The 21,633-nt window shown below is 71.1% G+C and carries 18 protein-coding genes; 6 read left to right on the top strand and 12 right to left on the bottom strand.

Going from position 1 to position 21,633, the window contains the following annotated elements:
* Window positions 1–584 precede the first annotated feature (584 nt).
* Both ABNF97_RS05585 and ABNF97_RS05580 read right to left on the bottom strand, forming a co-directional pair.
* Window positions 585–1,754 (bottom strand): MalY/PatB family protein, encoded by a 1,170-nt coding sequence (locus ABNF97_RS05585; RefSeq protein WP_349337837.1) that lies wholly within the window; start codon window positions 1,752–1,754, stop codon window positions 585–587.
* Window positions 1,755–1,807: 53 nt separating this feature from the next.
* Window positions 1,808–2,335 carry a hypothetical protein gene (locus ABNF97_RS05580; protein ID WP_349337836.1) on the bottom strand — a complete coding sequence of 176 codons (528 nt, stop codon included), beginning with the start codon at window positions 2,333–2,335 and terminating at the stop codon, window positions 1,808–1,810.
* A gap of 62 nt (window positions 2,336–2,397) precedes the next feature.
* Between ABNF97_RS05580 and ABNF97_RS05575 the strand changes: the two genes are divergently transcribed.
* Window positions 2,398–2,547, top strand: a complete 150-nt coding sequence (locus tag ABNF97_RS05575) for a hypothetical protein (protein WP_165436632.1) — start codon at window positions 2,398–2,400, stop codon at window positions 2,545–2,547.
* On the opposite strand, the gene ABNF97_RS05570 is transcribed toward ABNF97_RS05575, so the two are convergent.
* The 6 genes from ABNF97_RS05570 to ABNF97_RS05545 all read right to left on the bottom strand — a co-directional run bounded on the left by ABNF97_RS05570 (window position 2,524) and on the right by ABNF97_RS05545 (window position 11,381).
* Complete coding sequence (locus ABNF97_RS05570) at window positions 2,524–3,045, bottom strand: hypothetical protein (protein WP_349337835.1); 522 nt, start codon at window positions 3,043–3,045, stop codon at window positions 2,524–2,526. The two genes, ABNF97_RS05575 and ABNF97_RS05570, sit on opposite strands and share 24 nt — an antisense overlap.
* An 86-nt stretch (window positions 3,046–3,131) precedes the next feature.
* Window positions 3,132–5,033, bottom strand: a complete 1,902-nt coding sequence (locus ABNF97_RS05565) for an ABC transporter transmembrane domain-containing protein (protein ID WP_130461487.1) — start codon at window positions 5,031–5,033, stop codon at window positions 3,132–3,134.
* A gap of 197 nt (window positions 5,034–5,230) precedes the next feature.
* Window positions 5,231–7,573, bottom strand: a complete 2,343-nt coding sequence (lon, locus tag ABNF97_RS05560; protein WP_349337834.1) for an endopeptidase La — start codon at window positions 7,571–7,573, stop codon at window positions 5,231–5,233.
* A gap of 154 nt (window positions 7,574–7,727) precedes the next feature.
* Window positions 7,728–8,768, bottom strand: a complete 1,041-nt coding sequence (locus ABNF97_RS05555; RefSeq protein ID WP_349337833.1) for a GAF domain-containing protein — start codon at window positions 8,766–8,768, stop codon at window positions 7,728–7,730.
* A gap of 47 nt (window positions 8,769–8,815) precedes the next feature.
* On the bottom strand, window positions 8,816–9,847 hold the full coding sequence (locus ABNF97_RS05550; RefSeq protein WP_349337832.1) for a helix-turn-helix transcriptional regulator: 1,032 nt from the start codon (window positions 9,845–9,847) through the stop codon (window positions 8,816–8,818).
* A 526-nt stretch (window positions 9,848–10,373) separates the two neighbouring features.
* A complete protein-coding gene (locus ABNF97_RS05545; protein ID WP_165436631.1) occupies window positions 10,374–11,381 on the bottom strand; it encodes a cellulose binding domain-containing protein in 1,008 nt (335 codons plus the stop codon).
* 222 nt (window positions 11,382–11,603) lie between these two features.
* Between ABNF97_RS05545 and ABNF97_RS05540 the strand changes: the two genes are divergently transcribed.
* From ABNF97_RS05540 to ABNF97_RS05530, 3 genes are all read left to right on the top strand, one after another.
* Complete coding sequence (locus ABNF97_RS05540) at window positions 11,604–12,866, top strand: ABC transporter substrate-binding protein (RefSeq protein ID WP_349337831.1); 1,263 nt, start codon at window positions 11,604–11,606, stop codon at window positions 12,864–12,866.
* 62 nt (window positions 12,867–12,928) lie between these two features.
* Window positions 12,929–13,891: a carbohydrate ABC transporter permease gene (locus ABNF97_RS05535; protein ID WP_349337830.1), complete on the top strand. Its 963-nt coding sequence runs from the start codon at window positions 12,929–12,931 to the stop codon at window positions 13,889–13,891.
* The gene (locus ABNF97_RS05530; protein ID WP_349337829.1) at window positions 13,888–14,781 is read left to right on the top strand and encodes a carbohydrate ABC transporter permease; all 894 of its coding nucleotides are present in this window, start codon (window positions 13,888–13,890) and stop codon (window positions 14,779–14,781) included. The genes ABNF97_RS05535 and ABNF97_RS05530 overlap by 4 nt, the downstream gene beginning before the upstream one ends.
* Before the next feature lie 499 nt (window positions 14,782–15,280).
* On the opposite strand, the gene ABNF97_RS05525 is transcribed toward ABNF97_RS05530, so the two are convergent.
* The 3 genes from ABNF97_RS05525 to ABNF97_RS05515 form a co-directional block, all read right to left on the bottom strand.
* Window positions 15,281–15,883: a hypothetical protein gene (locus ABNF97_RS05525; protein ID WP_349337828.1), complete on the bottom strand. Its 603-nt coding sequence runs from the start codon at window positions 15,881–15,883 to the stop codon at window positions 15,281–15,283.
* Window positions 15,883–16,758 (bottom strand): ATP-binding cassette domain-containing protein, encoded by an 876-nt coding sequence (locus tag ABNF97_RS05520; protein ID WP_349337827.1) that lies wholly within the window; start codon window positions 16,756–16,758, stop codon window positions 15,883–15,885. The genes ABNF97_RS05525 and ABNF97_RS05520 overlap by 1 nt, the downstream gene beginning before the upstream one ends.
* 82 nt (window positions 16,759–16,840) lie before the next feature.
* On the bottom strand, window positions 16,841–17,143 hold the full coding sequence (locus ABNF97_RS05515) for a hypothetical protein (RefSeq protein ID WP_130461478.1): 303 nt from the start codon (window positions 17,141–17,143) through the stop codon (window positions 16,841–16,843).
* 250 nt (window positions 17,144–17,393) lie between these two features.
* Between ABNF97_RS05515 and recD2 the strand changes: the two genes are divergently transcribed.
* Together recD2 and ABNF97_RS05505 are read left to right on the top strand one after the other, a co-directional pair.
* Window positions 17,394–19,592, top strand: a complete 2,199-nt coding sequence (gene recD2, locus ABNF97_RS05510; RefSeq protein ID WP_349337859.1) for an SF1B family DNA helicase RecD2 — start codon at window positions 17,394–17,396, stop codon at window positions 19,590–19,592.
* Between the two features lie 59 nt (window positions 19,593–19,651).
* Entirely contained in the window at window positions 19,652–20,224 is a 573-nt protein-coding gene (locus ABNF97_RS05505) for a CGNR zinc finger domain-containing protein (RefSeq protein ID WP_130461477.1), read from the top strand.
* 51 nt (window positions 20,225–20,275) lie between these two features.
* Here ABNF97_RS05505 and ABNF97_RS05500 read toward each other — a convergent pair whose 3' ends face one another.
* Window positions 20,276–20,971: a prepilin peptidase gene (locus ABNF97_RS05500; RefSeq protein ID WP_349337858.1), complete on the bottom strand. Its 696-nt coding sequence runs from the start codon at window positions 20,969–20,971 to the stop codon at window positions 20,276–20,278.
* Between the last annotated feature and the right edge of the window lie 662 nt (window positions 20,972–21,633).

The raw sequence follows: 21,633 nt of genomic DNA, 5'->3' as shown, positions 1-21,633 counted from the left end.
CTCGGTGATGGCCGGGAGCCATCGGTTGACGAAAGTCATGATGGTCGCCTTCCATTCCGGGGGTACGACACCACCCGACAGACGGGCAGGTCGAAAGGAAAGAAACCCGAAGAAACTCGGGGGGAAAGAACACCTCAGGGCGCACGGGCGGCGGCGTGCCGACCGCTCGCTGCTCCGGGGTGCCGAGGGATGTAACCGGGGCCGGCGGCCCGTCATTCCCGGGGCCCGGCACCGACCCATCCACCCGCACAGCCGACCCGGGCTGACCGGGGGCTGCTGCTGCGGACGTACGCCGGGTATAACCATGGCCGCCGGCCCGGTGTTCCGCGATCCGGGCCGACCCGCCAGACGATCATGCCAAAGAATCGGACATTCGGCTGACGACCGGACAGCCGTCATCCCGTCGAGCAGTGCCGGTACCTCGACCGCGTCCTCGACCTGGGCGCCGTGCCCAGACCGGACAGGCTGGCCCTCTGAACACCCGACCGGGCCAACTTCTGAGACCGAGCGGATCAGCGCAACCGAGGGCGGGCGGATCAGCGCAGCCGAGGGCGGGCGGATCAGCGCAACCGAGGGCGGGCGGATCAGCGCAGCGCGGCGGCCATCCGCCGGACCGCCTCGGTGATCAGTTCCGGAGAGGTCGCCAGGTTGAACCGGGCGTGTCCGGCACCGTTGGTCCCGAAGAGCGGCCCGGAGACCAGCGCGACCCGACCGCGCTCCAGGAACACCTCGGCGGGATCGGCGGGTGCGCCCGAACTGTCAGCCGGCAGGGGCAGGTCCCGGCAGTCCAGCCAGGTGAGGTAGGTGCCCTCCGGCGGCCGGTACCGCACCTGCGGCAGGTGCTCGGCGAGCAGGTCGCCGAGGAGCCGGCGGTTCTGGTCGAGCCCGGCCAGCAGTTCGTCGAGCCACGGGCCGCCGTAGCGGAACGCGGCGGTGTGCGCGATCGCCCCGAGGTGGCTGGCGCCGTCGCCGGCCACCTTCGGCATCCGGGCCAGGTCGTCGACGGCCGCCGGGCCGGCAACCGCCAGCGCCGCCTTCAGCCCGGCCAGGTTCCACGCCTTCGACGCGGAATGCAGCGCGAGGCCGCGTTCACCGCCGGGCATCGAGAGGTACGGCCGGAACGTCACGCCCGGATAGACCAGCGGCGCGTGGATCTCGTCCACCACGACGCGTACGCCGTACCGGTCGGCGAGTTCGATCACCATCGCGAGTTCGTCGGCGGTGTGCACCGTGCCGGTCGGGTTGTGCGGGCTGCACAGCAGGTACGCGGCGGGACGGCCGCCCGAGACGGCCTCGGCGAAGGCCGCTGCCAGGGCGTCCGGGTCGAGCCGGTACTCCGCGTTCAGCGGTGCCTCGACGACCCGACGGTCCGCGCTCCGGAGGAAGTCGTAGAACGGCGGATAGACCGGCGGGTTGATCACTACGGCGTCGCCGTACCCGGTGACCAGCTTGACCATCTCGACGACGCCGAGCATCACGTCGGGGACCAGCCGGGTCTGCTCGACCTCCGGGGCCCAGCCCCAGCGTTCCCGGGCGAAACCGGCGAGCGCCGAGGCGTAGTCCGCGCCGCCCGGCGCGTAGCCGGTGTCGCCGAGCGCGACCGCGTCGGTCAGCGCCCGCGCGACCGGCTCGGCGAGCGGCACGTCCATCTCCGCGACCCAGAGCGGGAGTACGTCCGGCGGGTAGTGCCGCCACTTCTCGCTGGTACGACGTCGAAGGTCGGCCAGGGTCAGCGTCTGCAAGGGGTTGCCCACCAGGCCACGGTACTTGCTTCTCCCGCCGGTGCGACTCCGCTGCGGCGGCCCGGTTAGCCTGCGGCGGACGGGCCGAACACCCGGTGGTGGTCGAACGGGCAGGCCGTGACCTCGTCCCCGAACAGTTCGGCGACGAGGTCACGGGCGCTCGGCAGCACCGGGGGCGGCAGTTGCCTCCCGTGCCGCCACTCAGCCTCCCAACCGCCGTCGCTGTGGATCGCGAAGCCGTCCGGCAGCAGCCGGTGGCACCGGAGCAGGATGGTGGTGACGGCAAGGTCGTAGGGCTCGCGTCCGGTCTTGCAGAACCCGGTCAGCCGGCCATCGGCGCTCTGCTGCCGGTAGCCGGGCCAGCGGGGCGCCAGCACCAGCGGCTCACCGTACTCGTCGCGCTCCCCGTCACCGTTGACGGCGATGACCTCGTACTCCGCCGGCAGGTTCCCGTCGAACGGATCCCGGCACAGCCGCACGCCGGCCGTCTCCACCCGGTCGAGGATCAGCTCGGCATCCGCCCACATCCGCGGCCAGACCGCCCGGAACTCGGCACTTCGCGGAAAGTACGAGAAGTAGTGGGTGTAGCCCATCCGAGGATTGTCGGCGAATCGGGTCGATCACGCCATCCCGGACGGCGGAGTGGTATGCGGAAGTGCTTCAGGCGGCCATCGAGGACCTGCACCGGCTCAACCCGGACACGGCGCCGGACCCGGCCCGGACGTACGCTCGCTTCCTCGGCTGGGTCCGGCCGCGCCGGCTGATCGCCCGAGCCCGTCGGCTACGGCATCTGGACCGGGTATGACCCGGGCCCGTACGGCATCGAACTCGGCTGGACCGGATGGGTCTCCCGGCGTTCGGCCTGGGCGAAGCCGGCGGATCGGCTGTTCACCTGCGGCCAGCCGCCGGCCTCGTGGAAGAGCCGCAGCGCGGTCGCCACGACCTCGGCCAGCGACTCGTTCGCCTCGATCTCGATGGTGGCGCCGGGGGTGTCGATCCGGACCTTGGTCGGGCTGGCCGAACTCTCCCCCGACGACCTCGCACCCGGTTCGGCGGGTGCGGGGTCCGTCGAGGCCGGCGCCGGTGCCGACGACGCCGGGCTGGCCTGCGCCTCCGGCGAGGGATCGGGAACCGGTGACGGATCGGGCACCGGCGCGCTGTCGGGGGCCGGTGAGGTATCGGGGACCGGCGCGGTCTCCGGTACGACCGGCGGGGTGATCTCCGGTGGTGCCGGCTGGGCAGGTACCGAGCCGGTGGACGACGCGGGTCGGGGTGGCTCGGTGCGGGATGGTTCGGTTGTCACCCCGCCATTGTCGGGCCGCGCCGCCCCGCCCTGCCATGCCGTCCCAGGCAGCGTCCGCCTCCCCGGCGATGAGGCCGCCACAGGCATCAGCCGGCGACCAGCTCCGCCTCCTCGGTCCGGGGCCGCTCGTCCTGCTCGAACTGGGTCCGGTACAGCTCCTCGTAGCGGCCACCGGCGGCGAGCAGCTCGTCGTGGGTACCGCGCTCCACGATCCGGCCCTCCTCGACCACCAGGATCTGGTCGGCGGCCCGTACGGTGGAGAGCCGGTGCGCGATCACCAGCGCCGTACGGTCGGCCAGTGCCTCGCCGAGCGCCGCCTGCACCGCCGCCTCGGAGGTGGAGTCGAGGTGCGCGGTCGCCTCGTCCAGGATCACCACCCGGGGCCGGGCCAGCAGCAGTCGGGCGATGGTCAGCCGCTGCCGCTCACCGCCGGAGAGCCGGTAGCCGCGCTCGCCGACCACGGTGTCGAGCCCGTCGGGTAGTCCCTCGATCAGGTCGGCGAGCCGGGCCCGGCGCAACGCGTCCCACAGCTCCTCCTCGGCCGCGTCGGGTCGGGCCAGCAGCAGGTTGGCCCGAATGGTGTCGTGGAACAGGTGCCCGTCCTGGGTGACCAGGCCGAGGGTGTCCCGGATCGAGTCGGCGGTGAGGTCCCGGACGTCCTGGCCCGCCAGGCGTACGGCACCGGAGTCGGCATCGTACAGCCGGGGTACGAGCTGGGCGATGGTGGACTTTCCGGCTCCCGAGGAGCCGACCAGGGCGACGAGCTGACCCGGCTCGACCCGGAACGACACGTCGTGCAGCACGTCGACCCCGCCCCGGGTGTCCAGGGTGGCCACCTCCTCCAGCGAGGCCAGCGAGACCTTCTCCGCCGACGGGTAGCCGAATGTCACCCCGTCCAGCTCGACCGAGACCGGTCCGTCCGGCACCCGGCGCGCGTCGGGCTTCTCGGTGATCAGCGGCTTGAGGTCGAGGATCTCGAAGACCCGCTCGAAGCTGACCAGCGCGCTCATCACCTCGACCCGGGCGCTGGCCAGCGCGGTCAGCGGGGCGTAGAGCCGGGTCAGCAGCAGGGCGAGCGCGACCACCGCGCCCGGCTCCAGTTGGCCGCGCAGCGCGTAGAGGCCGCCGAGGCCGTACACCAGGGAGAGTGCCAGCGCCGAGACCAGGGTGAGCGCGGTGATGAAGACCGACTGGACCATCGCGGTGCGTACCCCGATGTCGCGGACCCGGCGGGCCCGGAGCGCGAACTCGGCCGACTCCTGCGCGGGCCGGCCGAAGAGCTTGACCAGGGTGGCCCCGGGCGCGGAGAACCGCTCGGTCATCTGGGTGCCCATCGTGGCGTTGTGGTTGGCGGCCTCGCGTTCCAGCCGGGCCAGCCGGGTGCCCATCCGGCGGGCGGGCAGCACGAAGACCGGCAGCAGGACGAGCGCGAGCAGGGTGATCCGCCAGGAGATCCCGACCATCACGACCAGGGTGAGCAGCAGCGTGACGAGATTGCCGACCACCCCGGAGAGGGTGTCGGAGAACGCCCGCTGCGCGCCGATCACGTCGTTGTTGAGCCGGCTCACCAGGGCGCCGGTGCGGGTCCGGGTGAAGAAGGCGACCGGCATCTTCTGCACGTGGTCGAAGACCGCGGTACGCAGGTCGAGGATCAGCCCTTCGCCGATGCTCGCCGAGAGATAGCGGGTCAGCAGCGCGAGACCGGCCTCGGCCAGCGCGACGACCCCGATCAGTACGGCGAGCCCGACCACCAGGTCGGTGCTCTTCCCGCCGACGATGCCGTCGACCACCCGGCCCGCCAGCACCGGCGTGGCCACCGCGAGCACCGCCATCACCACGCTGAGCAGCAGATAGAGGGTCAGTCGCCGGCGGTGTGGCCGGGCGAAGCCGGTGATGCGGCGGAGTGTGGCCCTGGAGAACGGCCGCTTGTCCTGCTGGGCGTGCATCGCGTGATACAGCGAGTTCCACGCCGTGACTTCCATGTCCATCGCTGGTGACCCCCGTGAAGATTGAATCGCCGGGACCCTACCGGCGCCCACCGACAGTACGACCTCAAGCAATGTCGAGGTCAACGCCCGGCGGGCCGCCCGCGCGTCGCGGACGGCCCGCCGTCGGTCGGGTCGGTCGGTGTTCGGATCAATCGGTGGTCGGGTCGGTCAGTGGCCGGGTCGGTCGGCGGTCGGGGTCAGGCGGCGGCGAGCGCCGGCCCCTCGGCGCCGTCGAGCAGGTCCGGCTCGTCCGCCGGCCGCAGGGCCAGCGCCAGTACGTCCGCCACGTCGGCCAGGGTGTGCACGGTCAGTGCCTCCCGCACCTCGGTGGGCAGGTCGTCCAGGTCCGGTTCGTTCCGAGCCGGGATGACCACCTCGGTCAGTCCCGCCCGGTGCGCGGCGAGCAGCTTCTGCTTCACCCCGCCGATCGGCAACACCCGACCGGAGAGGGTGACCTCACCGGTCATGCCGAACTCCGGGCGTACCGGCCGACCGCCCGCCAGCGAGGCCAGCGCGGTGACCATGGTGATGCCGGCACTTGGACCGTCCTTCGGCACCGCGCCCGCCGGTACGTGCAGGTGGATCCGCCGCCCGGCCAGCGTGTTCGGGTCCAGCCCCAACGCCCGGCCGTTCGACCGGAGGTACGAGAGCGCGATGTGCGCCGACTCCTTCATCACGTCGCCGAGCTGCCCGGTCAGGGTCAGCCCCGGCTCGCCCTCCATGCTGGTCGCCTCGATGAACAGCACGTCACCACCGGCACCGGTCACCGCCAGCCCGGTCGCCACCCCGGGCACCGCCGTCCGCTCCGCCGACTCCGGCGTGAACTTCGGCCGCCCCAGGTAACTGGTCAGGTTGTCGGTGTCGACCCGTACCGGGGCGTCGGTCGAGGCCAGCCCGACCGCGACCTTGCGGAGGATCTTCGCCAGCGCGCGTTCGAGCTGGCGGACCCCCGCCTCGCGGGTGTGCTCGGCGGCGATCCGGCCCAGCGCGGCGTCGGAGACGCTCACCTCGTCGGTGGTCAGCCCGGCCCGCTCGATCTGCCGGGGCAGCAGGTGGTCCCGGGCGATCGCGACCTTCTCGTCCTCGGTGTAGCCGTCCAGGCTCACCAGCTCCATCCGGTCCAGCAGCGGACCGGGGATCGCCTCCACCACGTTGGCGGTGGCCAGGAAGAGCACGTCCGACAGGTCGAGGTCGACCTCCAGGTAGTGGTCCCGGAAGGTGTGGTTCTGCGCCGGGTCCAACACCTCCAGCAGGGCGGCGGCCGGGTCACCGGCGTACCCCGCCGAGATCTTGTCGACCTCGTCGAGCAGTACGACCGGGTTCATCGAGCCCGCCTCGCGCAGCGCCCGGACGATCCGGCCGGGCAGCGCGCCGACGTACGTCCGGCGGTGGCCCCGGATCTCGGCCTCGTCCCGGATGCCGCCGAGGGAGACCCGGACGAACTTCCGGCCCAGGGCCCGGGCGACCGACTCGCCGAGGCTGGTCTTGCCGACTCCGGGCGGGCCGCCGAGCGCGAGCACCGCGCCCGAACCACGGCCGCCGACCACCTGGAGGTTGCGGGCCGCGCGCCGGTTGCGCACCGCCAGGTACTCCAGGATCCGGTCCTTCACGTCGGCCAGGCCGGCGTGGTCGGCGTCGAGTACCGCCCGGGCCTGCACAAGGTCGGTGTTGTCCTCGGTACGCGTGGACCACGGCATCTCCAGCACGGTGTCCAGCCAGGTGCGGATCCAGCCCGCCTCCGGGGAGGCGTCGCTGGCCCGCTCCAGCTTGCCGACCTCGCGCAGTGCCGCCTCGCGTACCTTCTCGGGCAGGTCGGCGCCCTCGACCCGGGAGCGGTAGTCGGCGGAGCCGTCCGGCTCGTCCTCGCCCAACTCCTTGCGGATCGCGGCGAGCTGCTGGCGGAGCAGGAACTCCCGCTGGGACTTCTCCAGCCCCTCCCGCACGTCGGTGTTGATCCGCTCGGCGACCTCCTGCTCGGCCAGGTACGCCTTCACCCAGCCGACCAGCAGTTCGAGCCGGGCCGTCACGTCCGGCGCGGCGAGCAGTTCGATCTTCTGTTCCAGAGTGAGCCACGGCGCGTAGCCGGCGGAGTCGGCCAGCTCTGCCAGGTCGGTCATCCGCTCGACCGCGTCGATCACCTGCCAGGCGCCGCGCTCCTGCAGCAGCGACGTCACCAGTGCCCGGTACTCCCGGGCGAGTTCCTTGGCCCGGCCGGCCGGCGCCGGCTCGGTGATTCCGACGGTCTCGACCCAGAGGGCCGCGCCGGGTCCGGGAACGCCGGAGCCGATCCGGGCCCGGGACTCACCGCGCACCACGGCGGCGGGTTCGCCGCTGGGCAGCCGGCCGACCTTCTCGATCGTGGCGATGACGCCGATGGATCCATACTCCCCGTCGACCCGGGGCACAGCCAGGAGCTTCTTGTCGCCCGTGGCCCGGGCCGCGTCCACCGCCGCCTGGGTGGTCGCGTCCAGGGTCACCGGGATGACCATGCCGGGCAGCAGGACAGCGTCGGTCAGAGGAAGAACCGGAAGAGTTGCCATCACACACCTGCCATCGTTAGTTGAGCTAATACGACTCAAGTAACAAACGGTGCTCCATGTTCCGGCTTGTGACCCAGACCACTGCGACGGGCCGGTCTCCTCGGCCGAACGACCCGGCCGGCCCGGGCGTGCCGGGCCACGTTGGTCCGACTGCTCAGCCCTGCGGAGGACGGCCGGGACGAGGCGGGATGAACCAGCCCTGACGGGCCGCCCGCAGCAGCGCGGTGTGCCGGTCCGGGGCGTCGAGCCCGACCACGACCCGCGCGATGGTCTCGGCGACGCTACCCAGCGGCAGGTCCAGGCCGACCGCGATGTGTTCGTCGGACCAGCCCTCCAACAACAGACCGACCGTCACCAACTCGCGGCGGGTGAGCACCGACCGGCCGCCGGGCAGCGGAGACAGCACCAGGATCCCGACCACCGACGGCGGCGCGGTGGGGCAGCCCAGCACGGTGACCTGGAGCAACCCCGACCGGTCGTCGTGGTCCGGCCCGAGGTCCGTCGGCCAGAGGAACGAGGCGGAGCCACCGCAGTGGCTCGCCTGGTGCAGGGCGATCCCGGGCAGCGCCGAGTCCGGGGCCAGCAACCGGTGCCCGGGCAGGCCGGGCAGTGGGCGCGCCTCACCGGCACGGGTCAGCACCGCCGCCGCCCCGGCGTCCCGGACGACCTGGGCCAGTACCGCCAGCGACCGGATCGGGTCGACGGCGGCGGCGACCGGGCGGGCGATTGCCGCGACCAGGTCCCGTTCGGCCTCGGTCGGATGCTCGGGGTCGTCGGTACAGAGGACGAGCACCCCGACGTGCCGGCGGTCCGGGGTGAACAGCCCGACCGCCATCCCCGCCCGGAACCCGGCCGGAAAGTAGTAGTCGGCCCAGACCGGCAGCTCGTTCAGCGGTACCGGCGATTCCTGGGCCCGCTGCGGCAGGGCTGAGTTGGTCAGCCCGACCAGCTCGACCTGGTCCAGCATCGGGGTGGTACCGAAGTAGTCGAGGATCCGGCCGTCGTAGCCGAAGCTGGCGAGCTCGGTGTAACGGCGGTGCCGGTCGTCGAGCAGGGCGAGCCAGGCGGCCTGGACCGGGACCACCCGGCGGACCCGGGCGAGCACCTCCGCCATCTGGCCGTGATGACCAGGAGTCTCGGCGATCTCGGCAACGTCCCGCAGGACGTTCGACGGGGGCGGTGGCGGAGCGGTCATCACGAAACCTTCGTCGACAGACAGGCGGGTATGACGATGCTGACGGGTCAGCGTCGGATCCGGGTGAGGGGCAGCGGAACGTACAGGCCCAGGCGCAGCGCGCGGACGGCGGCCAGGGTACGGGTCGGAGCATCCATCTTGTCCAGGATGTGTTCTATGTGCGCGGCAACGGTCCGTTGGGTGATCACCAACTGGCTGGCTATCCGCTGGTTGGACCAGCCGTCGACGAGCAGGCCGAGGATCTGCAACTCCCGTCGTGTCAACCTGCGCAGGTCCCCGGCAGGAGAGATCAGCACCACCGCGAGCAGGTGTGCCGGTGCCGAGACCGGGCAGGGCAGCACGGTCAGCCGGACGTGGCGGCCCTGATCGTCCGGTACCGGGTACGGGCACAGGAACGAGTTGTGCACGCGGCCCTCGCGCAGACCTGCCGCCGCCACCTCCAACACCGGCGCCTCGGCCCGGAGCAGCGGGTGGTCCGGCAGCCCGGGCAGCGGCAGCACGTTGCCGCCCCGGGTCAGTACCACGCCGTATTCGGCGTCGGCGACGATCGTCGACAGCGTGGCGATCGACCGCATCGGGTCGACGGCGTCGGCCATGACTGGGGCGAGCAGCCCGATGAAGTCCCTGGTCTCGTCGCTCGGCTGTGCCGGGTCGTCGGTGTGCAGGGTGATCAGTCCGAGGTGCCGTCCGTCCGGGCTGAACAGGGTGAGGCCGATCCCCTCCCGGTATCCCGCCGGCTCCAGGTGCTCCGCCCAGGACCGCAGCTCCCCCGGTGGCACGGGCGCGTCGCGTACTCGCATCGGTGGCCGATCCCGGTCCATGCCGAGCAACTCCATCTCCCGGTAATGCTCGGAACTGCCCATATAGGCCACGATCACCTCGCTGTAGCCGGACCCGCCCAGCCCCTGGAACTCCCGAAGCTCCGGGTTGAGCAGGTGCACCATCGATGCGCCGCTCGGCATCAGCCGGTGCAGCACCCGCAGCAGTTCCGGCACCCTGTCCCGCACATCTCCCGGCAGCGCCGCGATCCGCTCCACGTCGGCCACGATCTCGGCGGCACCGGGTGGCAGCTCAACCATCCCCCGTACCGGTAAACCGAGCCGTCGCCCGCATGATGATCCACTCCTCGCCGTCTCCGCAGCCCTGTCGATCCCCCACCCGCAATGCTGCGGTTTACCTGTGCGGTTACCTAGAAGAACGGCGAACGTCGCCGCCGGAAACGGCGACGTTCCGAGCAATGCTCAGCACGGCCGGTCCGGCCGGCCGACCGGATCATCGCCGGCCGCAGCGCGGCAGCGTGCCGCCCGGTTGGGTCAGGTATCCGGATGCCGGGGCTGGCGGTCGAGGGGATCCTTCATACATCGGCAGTCCTGTCAATCGACAGCACCGGCACGGGTGCGATTACCTTGATAAAAGCTGGTAGACGCCATAGGACGCACGGCAGTCGGATCCGGGAGTCTGCCCGGAGCGGCGGCGGGCCCGCCGGCGAAGTGGTCGTGGGGGGCGCGCACGCTCCGGCGCGCCCTCCACCCGGCCGGCAGCCGGCAGCCGGGCACCTGCGGCCCGGGACGGCTTTCTTCGATCTCCTCGTCGCCGAGCAGGCTGCTATCCGGGTTGGCAGAGCTGGCCGTTCAGAGTGACATCGGCCGGCTGGAAGCTCCCGCTGGCGAGGTACCCGATGGTCACCGTGCCGCCCGGCGCGATCACCGCGTTCCAGCCGAGGTTCCGGGCGGTGACGACGCCTCCGGTGTGGCTGACCAGTGCGGCGTTCCAGATCGCGGCGATCCGCTGCGAGTCCGGCAGGGCCCAGGTCAGCGTCCACCCGTCGACCGGGGTCGGTCCGACGTTCCGGACCGAGATCCAGACCTCCGGCCCCCGGCGCGAGGACCGGGCCGTACAGGTGGGCGCCGGCCCGGTGGTCACCGTCACCACGTTGGACAGCGCCGAGTAGTTGCCGGCCTCGTCCTCGGCCCGCACCGCAAACCGGTAGGTGGTCCTGGGCGTCAGCCTGGAGATCGTCGTGCCGGTGCTGGGATAGATGGGCGGCATCAGGTAGACCCGTCCGACCACGGTGTTGCCGGTCGGGGTGAGCGACAGCACCTCGTACTGGGCGAGCAGCACGTTGTCGGTGGACGGACCCCAGCTCAGCCCGACGGTGGTCTCCCCGATCGCCCCCACGGCGAGTCCGGTGGGTGCGGTCGGCGGTTGGCCGTCCCCGGGCGGCATGGTGTAGCGCAGCGACGGCGGCGCCGCCGAGCGGTTGCCTGCCGCGTCCACCGCCCAGACCGCGAAGGTGTACGTCCGGGACGGCAGCATCCCGGTGAGCACGATGCTGTTGGTGGTGGTCCGGTGCAGCATCGCGACGTCGGTGAAGATCTGTGAGACGTGGTATTCCAGCACCCCTACGTTGTCACTGGACGGCGTCCAGGTCAGCTCGACGGAGGTGCCGGTGGCGCTTACCACCGTGATCGCGCCGGGTGCGCTGGGCGGCTCGGTGTCCTCGGCCGCCGCCTGCGCGGCGGTGCCGCCGCCGGCCACCAGGGCGGCGACGAGGACGGGCAGGATCAGGGTACGGGCCAAGCGGCGGATCGGTCGGTACGGGCGACTGCGCACGGGAATCCTCGCTCTCGACTGATGGTGCCCGGGGCGTACCGGCACCGATACATTCATCGTGAACGATGGATGTCCACCGGCGGATCCACCGCCCGGCCAGTACCGCGTCGGAGGGGTCGTTGACGGGCTTCGTGACCATGAGTACCCTCACACGTCATACGAAAGACATTTACGTATGTCAACTCATAGATTCGAGCCGGACCGCGCACGACTGGAGGCCGCGTGAAGCGCGTCATCACCACCACCACCGCCGTCTTCGCCGCGGCCACGCTCCTGCTGTCCGGCGGCTGTTCGGAAGGGTCCGGAGGCGACGACAAGTCGTTCGAGTTCTGGTCGTTCACCGGGATCAACCAGAAGCTCGACGTCGAGAACTACAAGAAGAAGCAGCCGGACATCAACGTCAAGCTCACCGAGGTGGGCTCCACCACCGAGACGGCCCAGGCCCTCACCGCGGCACTGGCCGGCGGCAAGGTGCCCGACCTCGTGCTGATCCAGGGTGACGACCTGCCGAAGTTCATGCAGTCCCCGGAGAACTTCGTGGACCTGAGCACGCTCGGCGCCGACAAGATCAAGGGCGACTACCTCGACTGGGTGATGAAGCAGTCGACCACCGAGGACGGCAAGATCGTAGGAATACCGACGGATGTCGGCGGGATGGCGATCGCGTACCGCACGGACCTTTTCAAGGCCGCCGGTCTGCCCACCGACCGGGAGCAGGTCTCCAAGCTGTGGCCGACCTGGGACGCGTTCACGGAGGTCGGCAAGCAGTACGTCCGGGCCACCGGTAAGGCGTTCCTGGACAACACGCCGACGAGCATCTTCTTCCAGGCGGTCAACCAGGGCACGGAGCGCTACTACGACGCGAACCGCCAACTGTCGTACGACAAGAACCCACAGGTCAAGGCGGCGTTCGACCTGACGCTCAAGGTCTCCGCGGCGGGCATCTCCGCCAAGCAGTCCTCGTTCTCGACCGGCTGGACCGCGGGCATGGGCAAGGGCGACTTCGCGGTCGTGTCCGCGCCGGCCTGGATGCTCAACGCCATCCGTACCAACGCCCCCGACACCGCCGGCAAGTGGGACATCGCCACCGTCCCCGGCGGGTCGGGAAACTGGGGCGGAAGCTACCTGGCCATCCCCAAGCGGGCGAAGAACCCGAAGGCGGCCTGGAACTACATAGCCGAGATGCAGTCGCCGGCCGGTCAACTGGAGAACTTCCTGACGAAGGGGAACCTGCCGACGACACCGTCGGTCTACACGGATCCGCAGCTCGTCGGCCGGGCTGAGCCGTTCTTCTCCAACGCACCGATCGGCAAGATCTACACCCAGTCCGTCGTGAACATCAAGCCGTTCTACATCGGCCCCGACGACGCCACCATCGGTACCGAACTGCTGAACACCCTGACCAGCGTCGAGCAGGGCAAGGTCGCCCCCGCCGAGGCGTGGAACACCGCGCTGAACAACGTCAGGAACGCCCTGCGCGGCTGAACGGACGACTGATGTGCGGCGGCCGGCGCCGACCCGGCCGCCGCACGTCGGGAAGGTGACCTGTGACCACCACGCTCAGCCCGGCCCCGGTCCCGAAGACCACCGCCCGACCCAGCCGGTACCGGCACATCCAGCAGGGCCTACGCGAGCGGCTCGCGCCGTACGCCTTCGTGGCGCCGTTCTTCCTGCTCTTCCTCGTCTTCGGCCTCTTCCCGCTGCTGTTCACCTTCTATGTCGCGCTGTTCGACTGGGACCCGATCGGCGAGCGGCACTTCGTGGGGCTGGCCAACTTCTCCCAGCTCGTGCAGGACCCGAGGTTCTGGGGCGCGCTGCGCAACACGTTCAGCATCTGGGTGCTGTCGACCGTCCCGCAGTTGCTGATCGCGCTCGGCCTGGCCCACCTGCTCAACCACGTACGGCTGCGCGCGGCGACGTTCTTCCGGATGGCGGTGCTCGTCCCGTACGTCACCTCGGTCGCGGCGACGACGATCGTCTTCGCCCAGCTCTTCGACCGCGACTACGGCATGCTCAACTGGTTCCTGGAGCTGCTGGGCTTCGCGCACGTCGACTTCACCGCGTCGGTGTGGGGCAGCCACCTCATGATCGCGGTCATGGTCGCCTGGCGGTGGACCGGCTACAACACGCTGCTCTACCTGGCCTCGCTCCAGGCGGTCCCCCGCGAACTGTACGAGGCCGCCGCCGCGGACGGCGCCACCGGCTGGCAGCAGTTCCGGCACATCACCATCCCGTCGCTGCGGCCGATCATCGTGTTCACCGTCGTCACGTCGACGATCGGCGGGTTGCAGATCTTCACCGAGCCGCTGCTTGTCAACCCGGTGGGTGGGCTCACCTGCGGGGCGGCCCGACAGTGCCAGACGCTCACCCTGTTCCTCTACGAGCAGGGCTTCGGCCGGTTCCACTTCGGCTACGGCGCCGCCATCGCCGTGGCGCTCTTCGTGATGGTCGTGCTCTTCTCCACGATCAACTATCTGCTGGTCACCCGCGTCCGCCCGGAGCGCCCATGAACCCCACCTCTCCAACCAGCAGTGGCTCCGCCCCGACCGGCACCAGGCGGGCGCCCCGGCGGCAACGGGGTGCCACCCAAATCTCGTTCGGGGTGTACGCGCTGCTCGGCGCCATGGTGTTCGTCAGCCTCTTCCCGCTGTACTGGATGTTCGTGGTGGCCACGACGGACTCGGCCACCGCATACAGCCTGCCGCCACACGTCGTGCCCGGCGGGAACTTCTTCTATCTGGCGGACCTGGTCTTCGAGATCGTGCCGTTCGTGCAGGCGCTGGTGAACAGCGTCGTCGTCTCCACCTCGATCGGCGTCGGCCAGGCGGTGCTCTGCGCGCTCGCCGGCTTCGCCTTCGCCAAGCTGCGCTTCCGGGGCCGCGACACGCTGTTCCTGATAGTCGTGCTGACCATGACCGTGCCGGCCCAATTGTCCGTCATCCCGCAGTACCTGATCATGTCGAAGCTCAACTGGGTGGACACCCTGCAAGCCCTGATCGTCCCCGGGCTGGTGAGCGCGTTCGGCATCTTCTGGATGCGTCAGCACATGGTCGGCACCCTGGACGACGACCTGCTGCACGCCGCCCGGGTGGACGGCGCGACGACCTGGCAGATCTTCTGGCGGATCGCCTTCCCGCTGGTCCGCCCGGCAGCGCTGGTGCTGGGACTGTTCGGCTTCGTCTACTCTTGGAACGACTTCCTCTGGCCGTTCATCGTGCTGAAGTCGCCGGAGAACTACACCGTGCAGATCGCCATCAAGGCGCTACAGAGCAGCCGGGACATCGACCTCGGCCTGGCCATGTCGGGCTCGTTCCTGGCCACGCTGCCGCTGCTGGTGCTCTTCTTCTTCGTCGGGCGACGCCTCGTCCAGGGCATCATGGAAGGCGCTTTCAAGGGCTGAGCCACGACGGCGGCGTCCACAGTAGGCGCAGCGGGCGCCGAGGCGGGTTCAGCCGGCGGCCGCGATGGCGCCGCTCCAGCCGGACCCAGTCGATGACGGACGAGGCGACGTTCGCGGTGAAGCCGTCCCACCAGCCTGTCCGATGCCGACCCTGTGGCGGATCGCGTACGCCCTGCGCCAACGCCATTCCGTCGACGCCGACCGCTGCCCCTGCGGTGCCCGATCACCCTGGCCCACCGGCGGGCCGCCCTGCGCGCCCTCCTCGAAGCCTGCGGCGTACGCCTGCCGGTGCCGCGCGCCGACGTCTTCGACCGCTGGCACGGCATCCTGCTCGCCACCACCCCGGTCACGCAGCCAGCGCCGCGCACCGCACTCCCAGACCCGAGCGCCCCGGCGCCCCCGGCATCCGGTCCCACTCACCTGGACACCAGAGGCGTCAACAGCACCGGATAACGCCTCTGGTGTCCAGGTCGACGGAACGAGAGCTGGGGAGCGGCGGTCAGTCGGTGGTTATGTCGCGGTGGACGGTGATGGCGGCGGCGAGCAGGGCGAGCAGGGTCCAGGCGGCGGCGATGAGCAGACCGGTGCGGTCGCCGCCGCCGGCGGCCAGGAAGGACGAGAACGGCAGCGGGGCGGTCAGCCGGCCGAGCAGCCCCTCGACGAAGACGAACCAGCCGGCGTACCCGAGCAAGAGCCAGGTGGGGCGGCGTACCACCACCGCGTTGGCGGCGCCGAAGACCGCCATCACCGGCACCAGGGTGAGGGTGTCGCGGTACTGCGTCAGGTCGCCCTTGGCCAGCACGGTCACCCCGCTGACGGCGGCGAAACCGACCGCCACGACCACACTGGCCACCAGTTGCCCGAGCAGGGTCAGCAGCCGGTTCGGGCGGGCCAGATAGAGCAGTACGGCGGTACGGTGCTGGAAGTGCTGGGTCACCCCCAGTACGGCGAGCCCGAACGCGCCCATCCCGGCCAGCAACGCCCAGGCGTCGACGTTCACCGTGCCGAAGAACGCGCCCAGCCCGCTGAACACGGCGATCGAGATCCAGCTCGACCGGATGGTGGCCGTCCGGTACAGCTCGCTGCGGAGCAGTGCGATCATCAGGCGGTTGCCAGGTCGAGGAAGATCTGTTCGAGGTTCGGGGCGTCGCTGCTCAGCTCGTAGATCGGTACCCGCGCCTCGAAGGCGAGCTCGCCCACCTCCTCCGGGGAGAGGCCCACCACCTCCAGCGCGTACCCGTTCGAGCTGACCCGGCCGCCGGCCCGCTCGAACGCCCGCCACAGCCGGTGGGGATCACGGCCCCGGACCCGCAGCCGGTGGGCGCCGTCGCCGTACAGTTCGGCGAGCGGGGCCACGCACCTGACCCGGCCCTTGGCGATGATCACCACGTCGTCGATGAGCTGGGCCAGCTCGGCGAGCAGGTGACTGGAGATCAGCACTGTGCCGCCCGCCCGGGCGTGGTCGCGCAGCAGCCCGCGCAGCCAGGCGATCCCCTCCGGGTCGAGTCCGTTCGCCGGCTCGTCCAGGATCAGCACCGGCGGGCTGCCCAGCAACGCGGTCGCCACCGCGAGCCGCTGCCGCATCCCGAGCGAGTAGTCGCCGGTGCGCTGGTCGGCGGCGCGCGCCAGGCCGACGTACTCAAGCAGGTCGTCGACCCGGGACCGGCCGGCGCCGGCCAGGACGGCCTGGGTGACCAGGTGCGCCCGGCCGGTCTGGCCGGGATGACTGATGCCCTGTTCGAGGACGGCACCGACCTGCCGCGCCGGGTGGGCCAGGTCGCGGAACCGCCGCTTGTTGATCAGTGCTCGGCCGGCGGTCGGCCGGCTCAGTCCGAGTAGCATCCGCAGGGTGGTGGTCTTGCCCGAGCCGTTCAGCCCGAGGAATCCGGTCACCCGGCCCGGTACGGCGCGGAACGTCACATCGTCCACGGCCCGGACCCGCCCGTACTGCTTCGTCAGTTCGATGGCCTCGATCATCGCGGCCATTCTTACCCGGCCCGCCGCGACAACGGGAGCATCACCCGCCCCGCTACCCGGCGGTCGGGTTCACCGGAGGGCGCTAGATGCGGTGCAGTTCGCCGGTTTCGTCGAGTTCGCGCAGCCCGGCTGCGCCACCGAACTCACGGTCGACCATCTGCTGGAAGGCCGGTGGCACCGGCCGACCGGTTGCCGCGTAGAGACGTTTGATCGCCGCGCCGGGTCGGCGGATGTCGTCCAGCATCCCCGGGTTGATCCGGTCGAACTCCGCCTCGATCAGTCGGGCCGCCGTCTCGCCGACCGTCTCGTTGCGGCTGTTGGCGAGCATGACCAGCAGGTCGTGCAGTTCGCCGTCGATCACCAGCGCCCGCTCCCCGTCGTCCATGGCCTCACGCTAAGCCCGGCCGCCCCGCGAGGGGCACGGATCGACCGAGGCGGCGACCGTCGGGACCAGCGGGTCAGGGGTGGCGGTCGAGCACCGAGCAACCAGTGACGCAGGTGTGCGCCATGATGCTCGGGTGACCGGACAGCAGGTGACGACCGCCGAGCGGCAGGCGACCGCCACCGGACGGCAGGCGACGGCCGGACGGCAGGGGGCGACGGCCGGACGGCAGGCCGAGCAGCAGCCGGGCGGGGTGGTGCTGGAGGCGGTGCTGGAACGGATCACCTACGCCAACGAGGAGACCGGCTACACCATCGCCCGGTTCGCCACCGAGCGGACCGGACCAGACCTGCTCACCGTGGTCGGCTCGCTGCTCGGGGTGCAGCCCGGCGAGAGCGTACGGCTGGTCGGGCGGTGGAGCACCCACCCGAAGTACGGGCGGCAGTTCGAGGTGCGGTCGTACACCACCGTGCTGCCGGCCACGGTCCAGGGCATCGAGCGGTACCTCGGCTCCGGCCTGATCAAGGGGATCGGCCCGAAGATGGCCGAGCGGATCGTCGCGCACTTCGGCGTGGACACGCTGCGGGTCATCGAGGAGGAGGTCGGGCGGCTGGTCGAGGTCCCCGGGCTCGGCCCGAAGCGGACGAAGCTGATCGCCGCCGCCTGGGTGGAGCAGCAGTCCATCAAGGAGGTGATGGTCTTCCTCCAGGGCGTCGGCGTCTCCACCTCGCTGGCCGTGCGCATCTACAAGAAGTACGGCGACGGGTCCATCTCGGTCGTCCGCAACGAGCCGTACCGGCTGGCCGCCGACGTCTGGGGGATCGGCTTCAAGACCGCCGACACCATCGCCCAGGGTCTCGGGATCCCGCACGACAGTCCGCAGCGGGTCCGGGCCGGCATCCAGTACACCCTCTCCGAGGCGGCCGACGCCGGGCACTGCTACCTGCCCGAGCCGAACCTGGTGGCGGACGCGGCCGAGATCCTCGGCGTACCGGTGGAGCTGGTCCGGGACTGCCTGACCGACCTCGCCGCCGAGGAGGGCGTGATCCGGGAGGCGGTGCCCAATCCGAGCACCGGGGGCGGCACGATCCCGGCGGTCTACCTGGTGCCGTTCCACCGGGCCGAGTCGGCGCTCGCCGCAAGCCTGCTGCGGCTGCTGCGGCACCGGACCGACCGGATGCCGGCATTCGCCACTGTGGACTGGGCGAAGGCGCTGGCCTGGCTGCGTACCCGGACCGGTGCCGACCTTGCCCCGGAGCAGGAGGCCGCGGTCCGGCTCGCACTGACCTCCAGGGTCGCGGTGCTGACCGGCGGGCCCGGCTGCGGGAAGTCGTTCACCGTCTCCTCGGTGATCGCGCTCGCCGCGGCCAAGGGGGCGAAGATCGTGCTGGCCGCGCCGACCGGCCGGGCCGCGAAGCGGATGACGGAGCTGACCGGGCATCCGGCCGCGACCGTGCACCGGCTGCTGCAACTGCGCCCCGGCGGCGACCCGACGCACGACCGGGACAACCCGATCGACGCCGACCTGGTGGTGGTGGACGAGGCGTCGATGCTCGACCTGATCCTGGCGAACAAGCTCGTCAAGGCCGTCGCGCCCGGCGCGCACCTGCTGCTGGTCGGCGATGTCGATCAGCTGCCCTCGGTCGGGGCCGGGGAGGTGCTCCGGGACGTGCTCGGCGCCGAGCCGATCCCCCGGGTCCGGTTGACGAAGATCTTCCGGCAGGCGCAGAAGTCCGGGGTGGTGGTCAACGCGCACCGGATCAACGCCGGCCGGTTGCCGCTGCTCGGCGAGTACCCCGACTTCTTCCTCTTCCCGGTGGACGAGCCGGACGCCACCGCCGAGCTGGTGGTGGACATCGTCGCCCGCCGGGTGCCGCGCAGGTTCGGCCTGCGCCCCCGGGACATCCAGGTGCTCACCCCGATGCACCGGGGTCCGGCCGGTGCCGGCAGCCTGAACACCGCGCTGCAACGGGCGATCTCGCCGTATCGGGAGGGGCAGCCGGAGCGCCGGCACGGGGCCCGGGTCTTCCGGGTCGGCGACAAGGTCATCCAGATCAGGAACAACTACGACAAGGGCGCCGCCGGGGTCTTCAACGGCACCGTCGGGGTGGTCACCGAGCTGTCGGTGGAGGACCGCCGGCTCACCGTCCGCACCGACGAGGCCGAGGACATCGGGTACGACTTCGACGAACTCGACGAACTGCAACACGCGTACGCCATCACGGTGCACCGGTCGCAGGGCAGCGAGTATCCGGCGGTGGTGGTACCGGTGACAATGAGCTCGTACACGATGCTGCAACGGAACCTGCTCTACACGGCGGTGACCCGGGCCCGGAAGCTGGTGGTGCTGACCGGGTCGCGCAAGGCGCTGGCCATCGCGGTCCGCACCGCCGGCACCGGCCGCCGGCACACCGCACTCACCCACCGGCTGACCGGCCCGGCCTCGTCGTAATAGTCGAAACATATCGACAGACGTTTCCGTATCCGGCGCCGGTTGCGTACGGTGACGTCATGAGGCAGCCCGGTGACCGTGCCCCCGCACCCGGACCGCTGGCGCTGGTGCAGGATCTGTTGAACACCGTCGACATCGAGGCGGGCCGCGACCGGCTGCGCACGATCGCCGAACTCACCGCCTTCGCCGCCACGCACGACGCGGCCGGACTCAGTTTCACCGACTCCGACGTGACCGAGACGAGGCGGTTCCGGGAGGCGTTACGGGACGCCTGCCGGGGGCACGCCGGCAGCGAGGTGCCGGCGGCGTCCGCGGCCGCGCTGCGCTACACCCTCGCGACGTCCCCGCTGCTGCTCACCATCGACGCCACCGGTGCGGCCCGGGCGGTGCCGGCGACCGGGCTCGGCGGGTCGGCGGCGTTGATCGCCGAGGTGGCGGCGGCGATCCTGAACGCCGCCACCGCCGGAACCTGGCCCCGGCTGAAGGCCTGTGCGGCACACCGGTGCCAGTGGGTCTACTACGACCACAGCCCGGCCGGACGCGGTCGGTGGTGCACGATGAGCGTCTGCGGCAGCCGGGCGAAGATGCGCGTCTACCGGGCCGGCCGTTCGGTGGGCCCGTCGGCCGGCTGACCGCGCCGGCCAGCCGCACGGGTCGGCATCGCCGTCGTCCAGCCGCACGGGTCAGCTCAGTGCCAGGGTGCCCAGCGTGCCGAGGACGAGGAACGGGCCGAACGGCAGGTGGCCGCCCCAGCCGATCCGGCGGGTGGCGAGCAGGGCCAGCCCGCACAACGCCGAGGAGCCGAAGGTCAGCAGCGTGCCGAGGAGCACCGCCGGCCAGCCGAGCCAGCCGAGGACGGCGGCCGCGCTCAGCGCCAGCTTGGCGTCGCCGAGTCCGAAGCCCCGGCGGCCGAGCAGCAGGGTGGTGCCGGCGAGGAACAGGGCCGCACCGAGCCCGGCCAGTACGGCCCGCCACCAGGCCGTGGGGTCGCCGGCCACCAGCGCGGCCAGGCCGAGCAGGGCCAGGGTGCCGCCGGCCGCGGCATAGCTGAGCCGGTCAGGCAGCCGGTGTACGGCCAGATCGACGAAGAGCAACGGCACCGCGCACGCGGCCCACCAGCCGAATGCGATCGACTCGACCGGCGACCGTCCGGCCACGACCACCGCCGCCACCGCGAGGAGCAGGGCGAACTCGACGGCCAGCGGCGGGGCGCCGATCCGGCCGCCGCAGCCGGGGCAACGGGCCGACGGGGCGAGCGCGCGCAGTGAGCCTGCGGGGCCGATCGGGATGCCACAGTGGTCACAGCCAGAGCGGCGCGGCCGGCCGTACGGGACCGACTCGGCGGCGACGAGCCAGCGCAGTACCGGGGCGACGGTCATCAACGCGAGCCACCGGAGCGGCCGCCGCGCCGCCGCGCCGGCGGGCTTCACCGGGGTACGCGGTGTCGCGGTTCTCCACATCTCGACCTCCCGGTCGGCGGCGGGCCCGGTCCGCCCGGATCCGGAGCAACCCAGAACACGCAGAGTAACTTCATGATCGCTGTTTCCAGTTCTCCGCTGGCTCGGCGAGCCGACACCCATCCGCCAGACGACGACGGGGCGGCGCCGCGGCGAGGACCGCCCAACCCCGACCGGCACTGCGGGGAGCACCGGTACGGAAGCTGTCAGATCATCGTCATCCATGGCATTTCGCTCCCCAGAGCCGGCACAATCAGAGCGGAAGGGGCGGCAGATCTCCACCGTCCAACTGCTATTGATCATATAAGCACCATCGATCGACATCATATGATCGCGGCGCTGATCGACAACAGAGATCGTAACCGTACGTATTCTCTTGAATAGCCCCTGTTGTATCGTCGGCGGTCAGCCTATGCTCGCCATCTGGACGACGCACAACCGTCGACCATCAGGAAACAAAAAGATCGATTGGTAATACCGGACCAAGAATCCAGATCGACTTACCCGAATGTGGATGCAGCGGCGCCGGGCCCGGTCAGGGGCCTTCGGGCCGGAGCGACCGTGCCCACGTTCTGGCCGACGGA

The sequence above is a fragment of the Plantactinospora sp. B6F1 genome (assembly GCF_040120695.1).
GTDB lineage: Bacteria > Actinomycetota > Actinomycetes > Mycobacteriales > Micromonosporaceae > Plantactinospora.
This window is presented reverse-complemented; position numbering and strand designations above follow the sequence as displayed.

Coding starts and splice junctions, on each gene's coding strand:
- ABNF97_RS05520 (WP_349337827.1), bottom strand. CDS start 16,758: ATGATCGAGGCCATCGAACTGACGAAGCAGTACGGGCGGGTCCGGGCC.
- ABNF97_RS05525 (WP_349337828.1), bottom strand. CDS start 15,883: ATGATCGCACTGCTCCGCAGCGAGCTGTACCGGACGGCCACCATCCGG.
- ABNF97_RS05555 (WP_349337833.1), bottom strand. CDS start 8,768: ATGACCGCTCCGCCACCGCCCCCGTCGAACGTCCTGCGGGACGTTGCC.
- ABNF97_RS05565 (WP_130461487.1), bottom strand. CDS start 5,033: ATGGACATGGAAGTCACGGCGTGGAACTCGCTGTATCACGCGATGCAC.
- ABNF97_RS05500 (WP_349337858.1), bottom strand. CDS start 20,971: ATGACCGTCGCCCCGGTACTGCGCTGGCTCGTCGCCGCCGAGTCGGTC.
- lon (WP_349337834.1), bottom strand. CDS start 7,573: ATGGCAACTCTTCCGGTTCTTCCTCTGACCGACGCTGTCCTGCTGCCC.
- ABNF97_RS05505 (WP_130461477.1), top strand. CDS start 19,652: ATGAGGCAGCCCGGTGACCGTGCCCCCGCACCCGGACCGCTGGCGCTG.
- ABNF97_RS05550 (WP_349337832.1), bottom strand. CDS start 9,847: ATGGTTGAGCTGCCACCCGGTGCCGCCGAGATCGTGGCCGACGTGGAG.
- ABNF97_RS05530 (WP_349337829.1), top strand. CDS start 13,888: ATGAACCCCACCTCTCCAACCAGCAGTGGCTCCGCCCCGACCGGCACC.
- ABNF97_RS05580 (WP_349337836.1), bottom strand. CDS start 2,335: ATGGGCTACACCCACTACTTCTCGTACTTTCCGCGAAGTGCCGAGTTC.
- ABNF97_RS05515 (WP_130461478.1), bottom strand. CDS start 17,143: ATGGACGACGGGGAGCGGGCGCTGGTGATCGACGGCGAACTGCACGAC.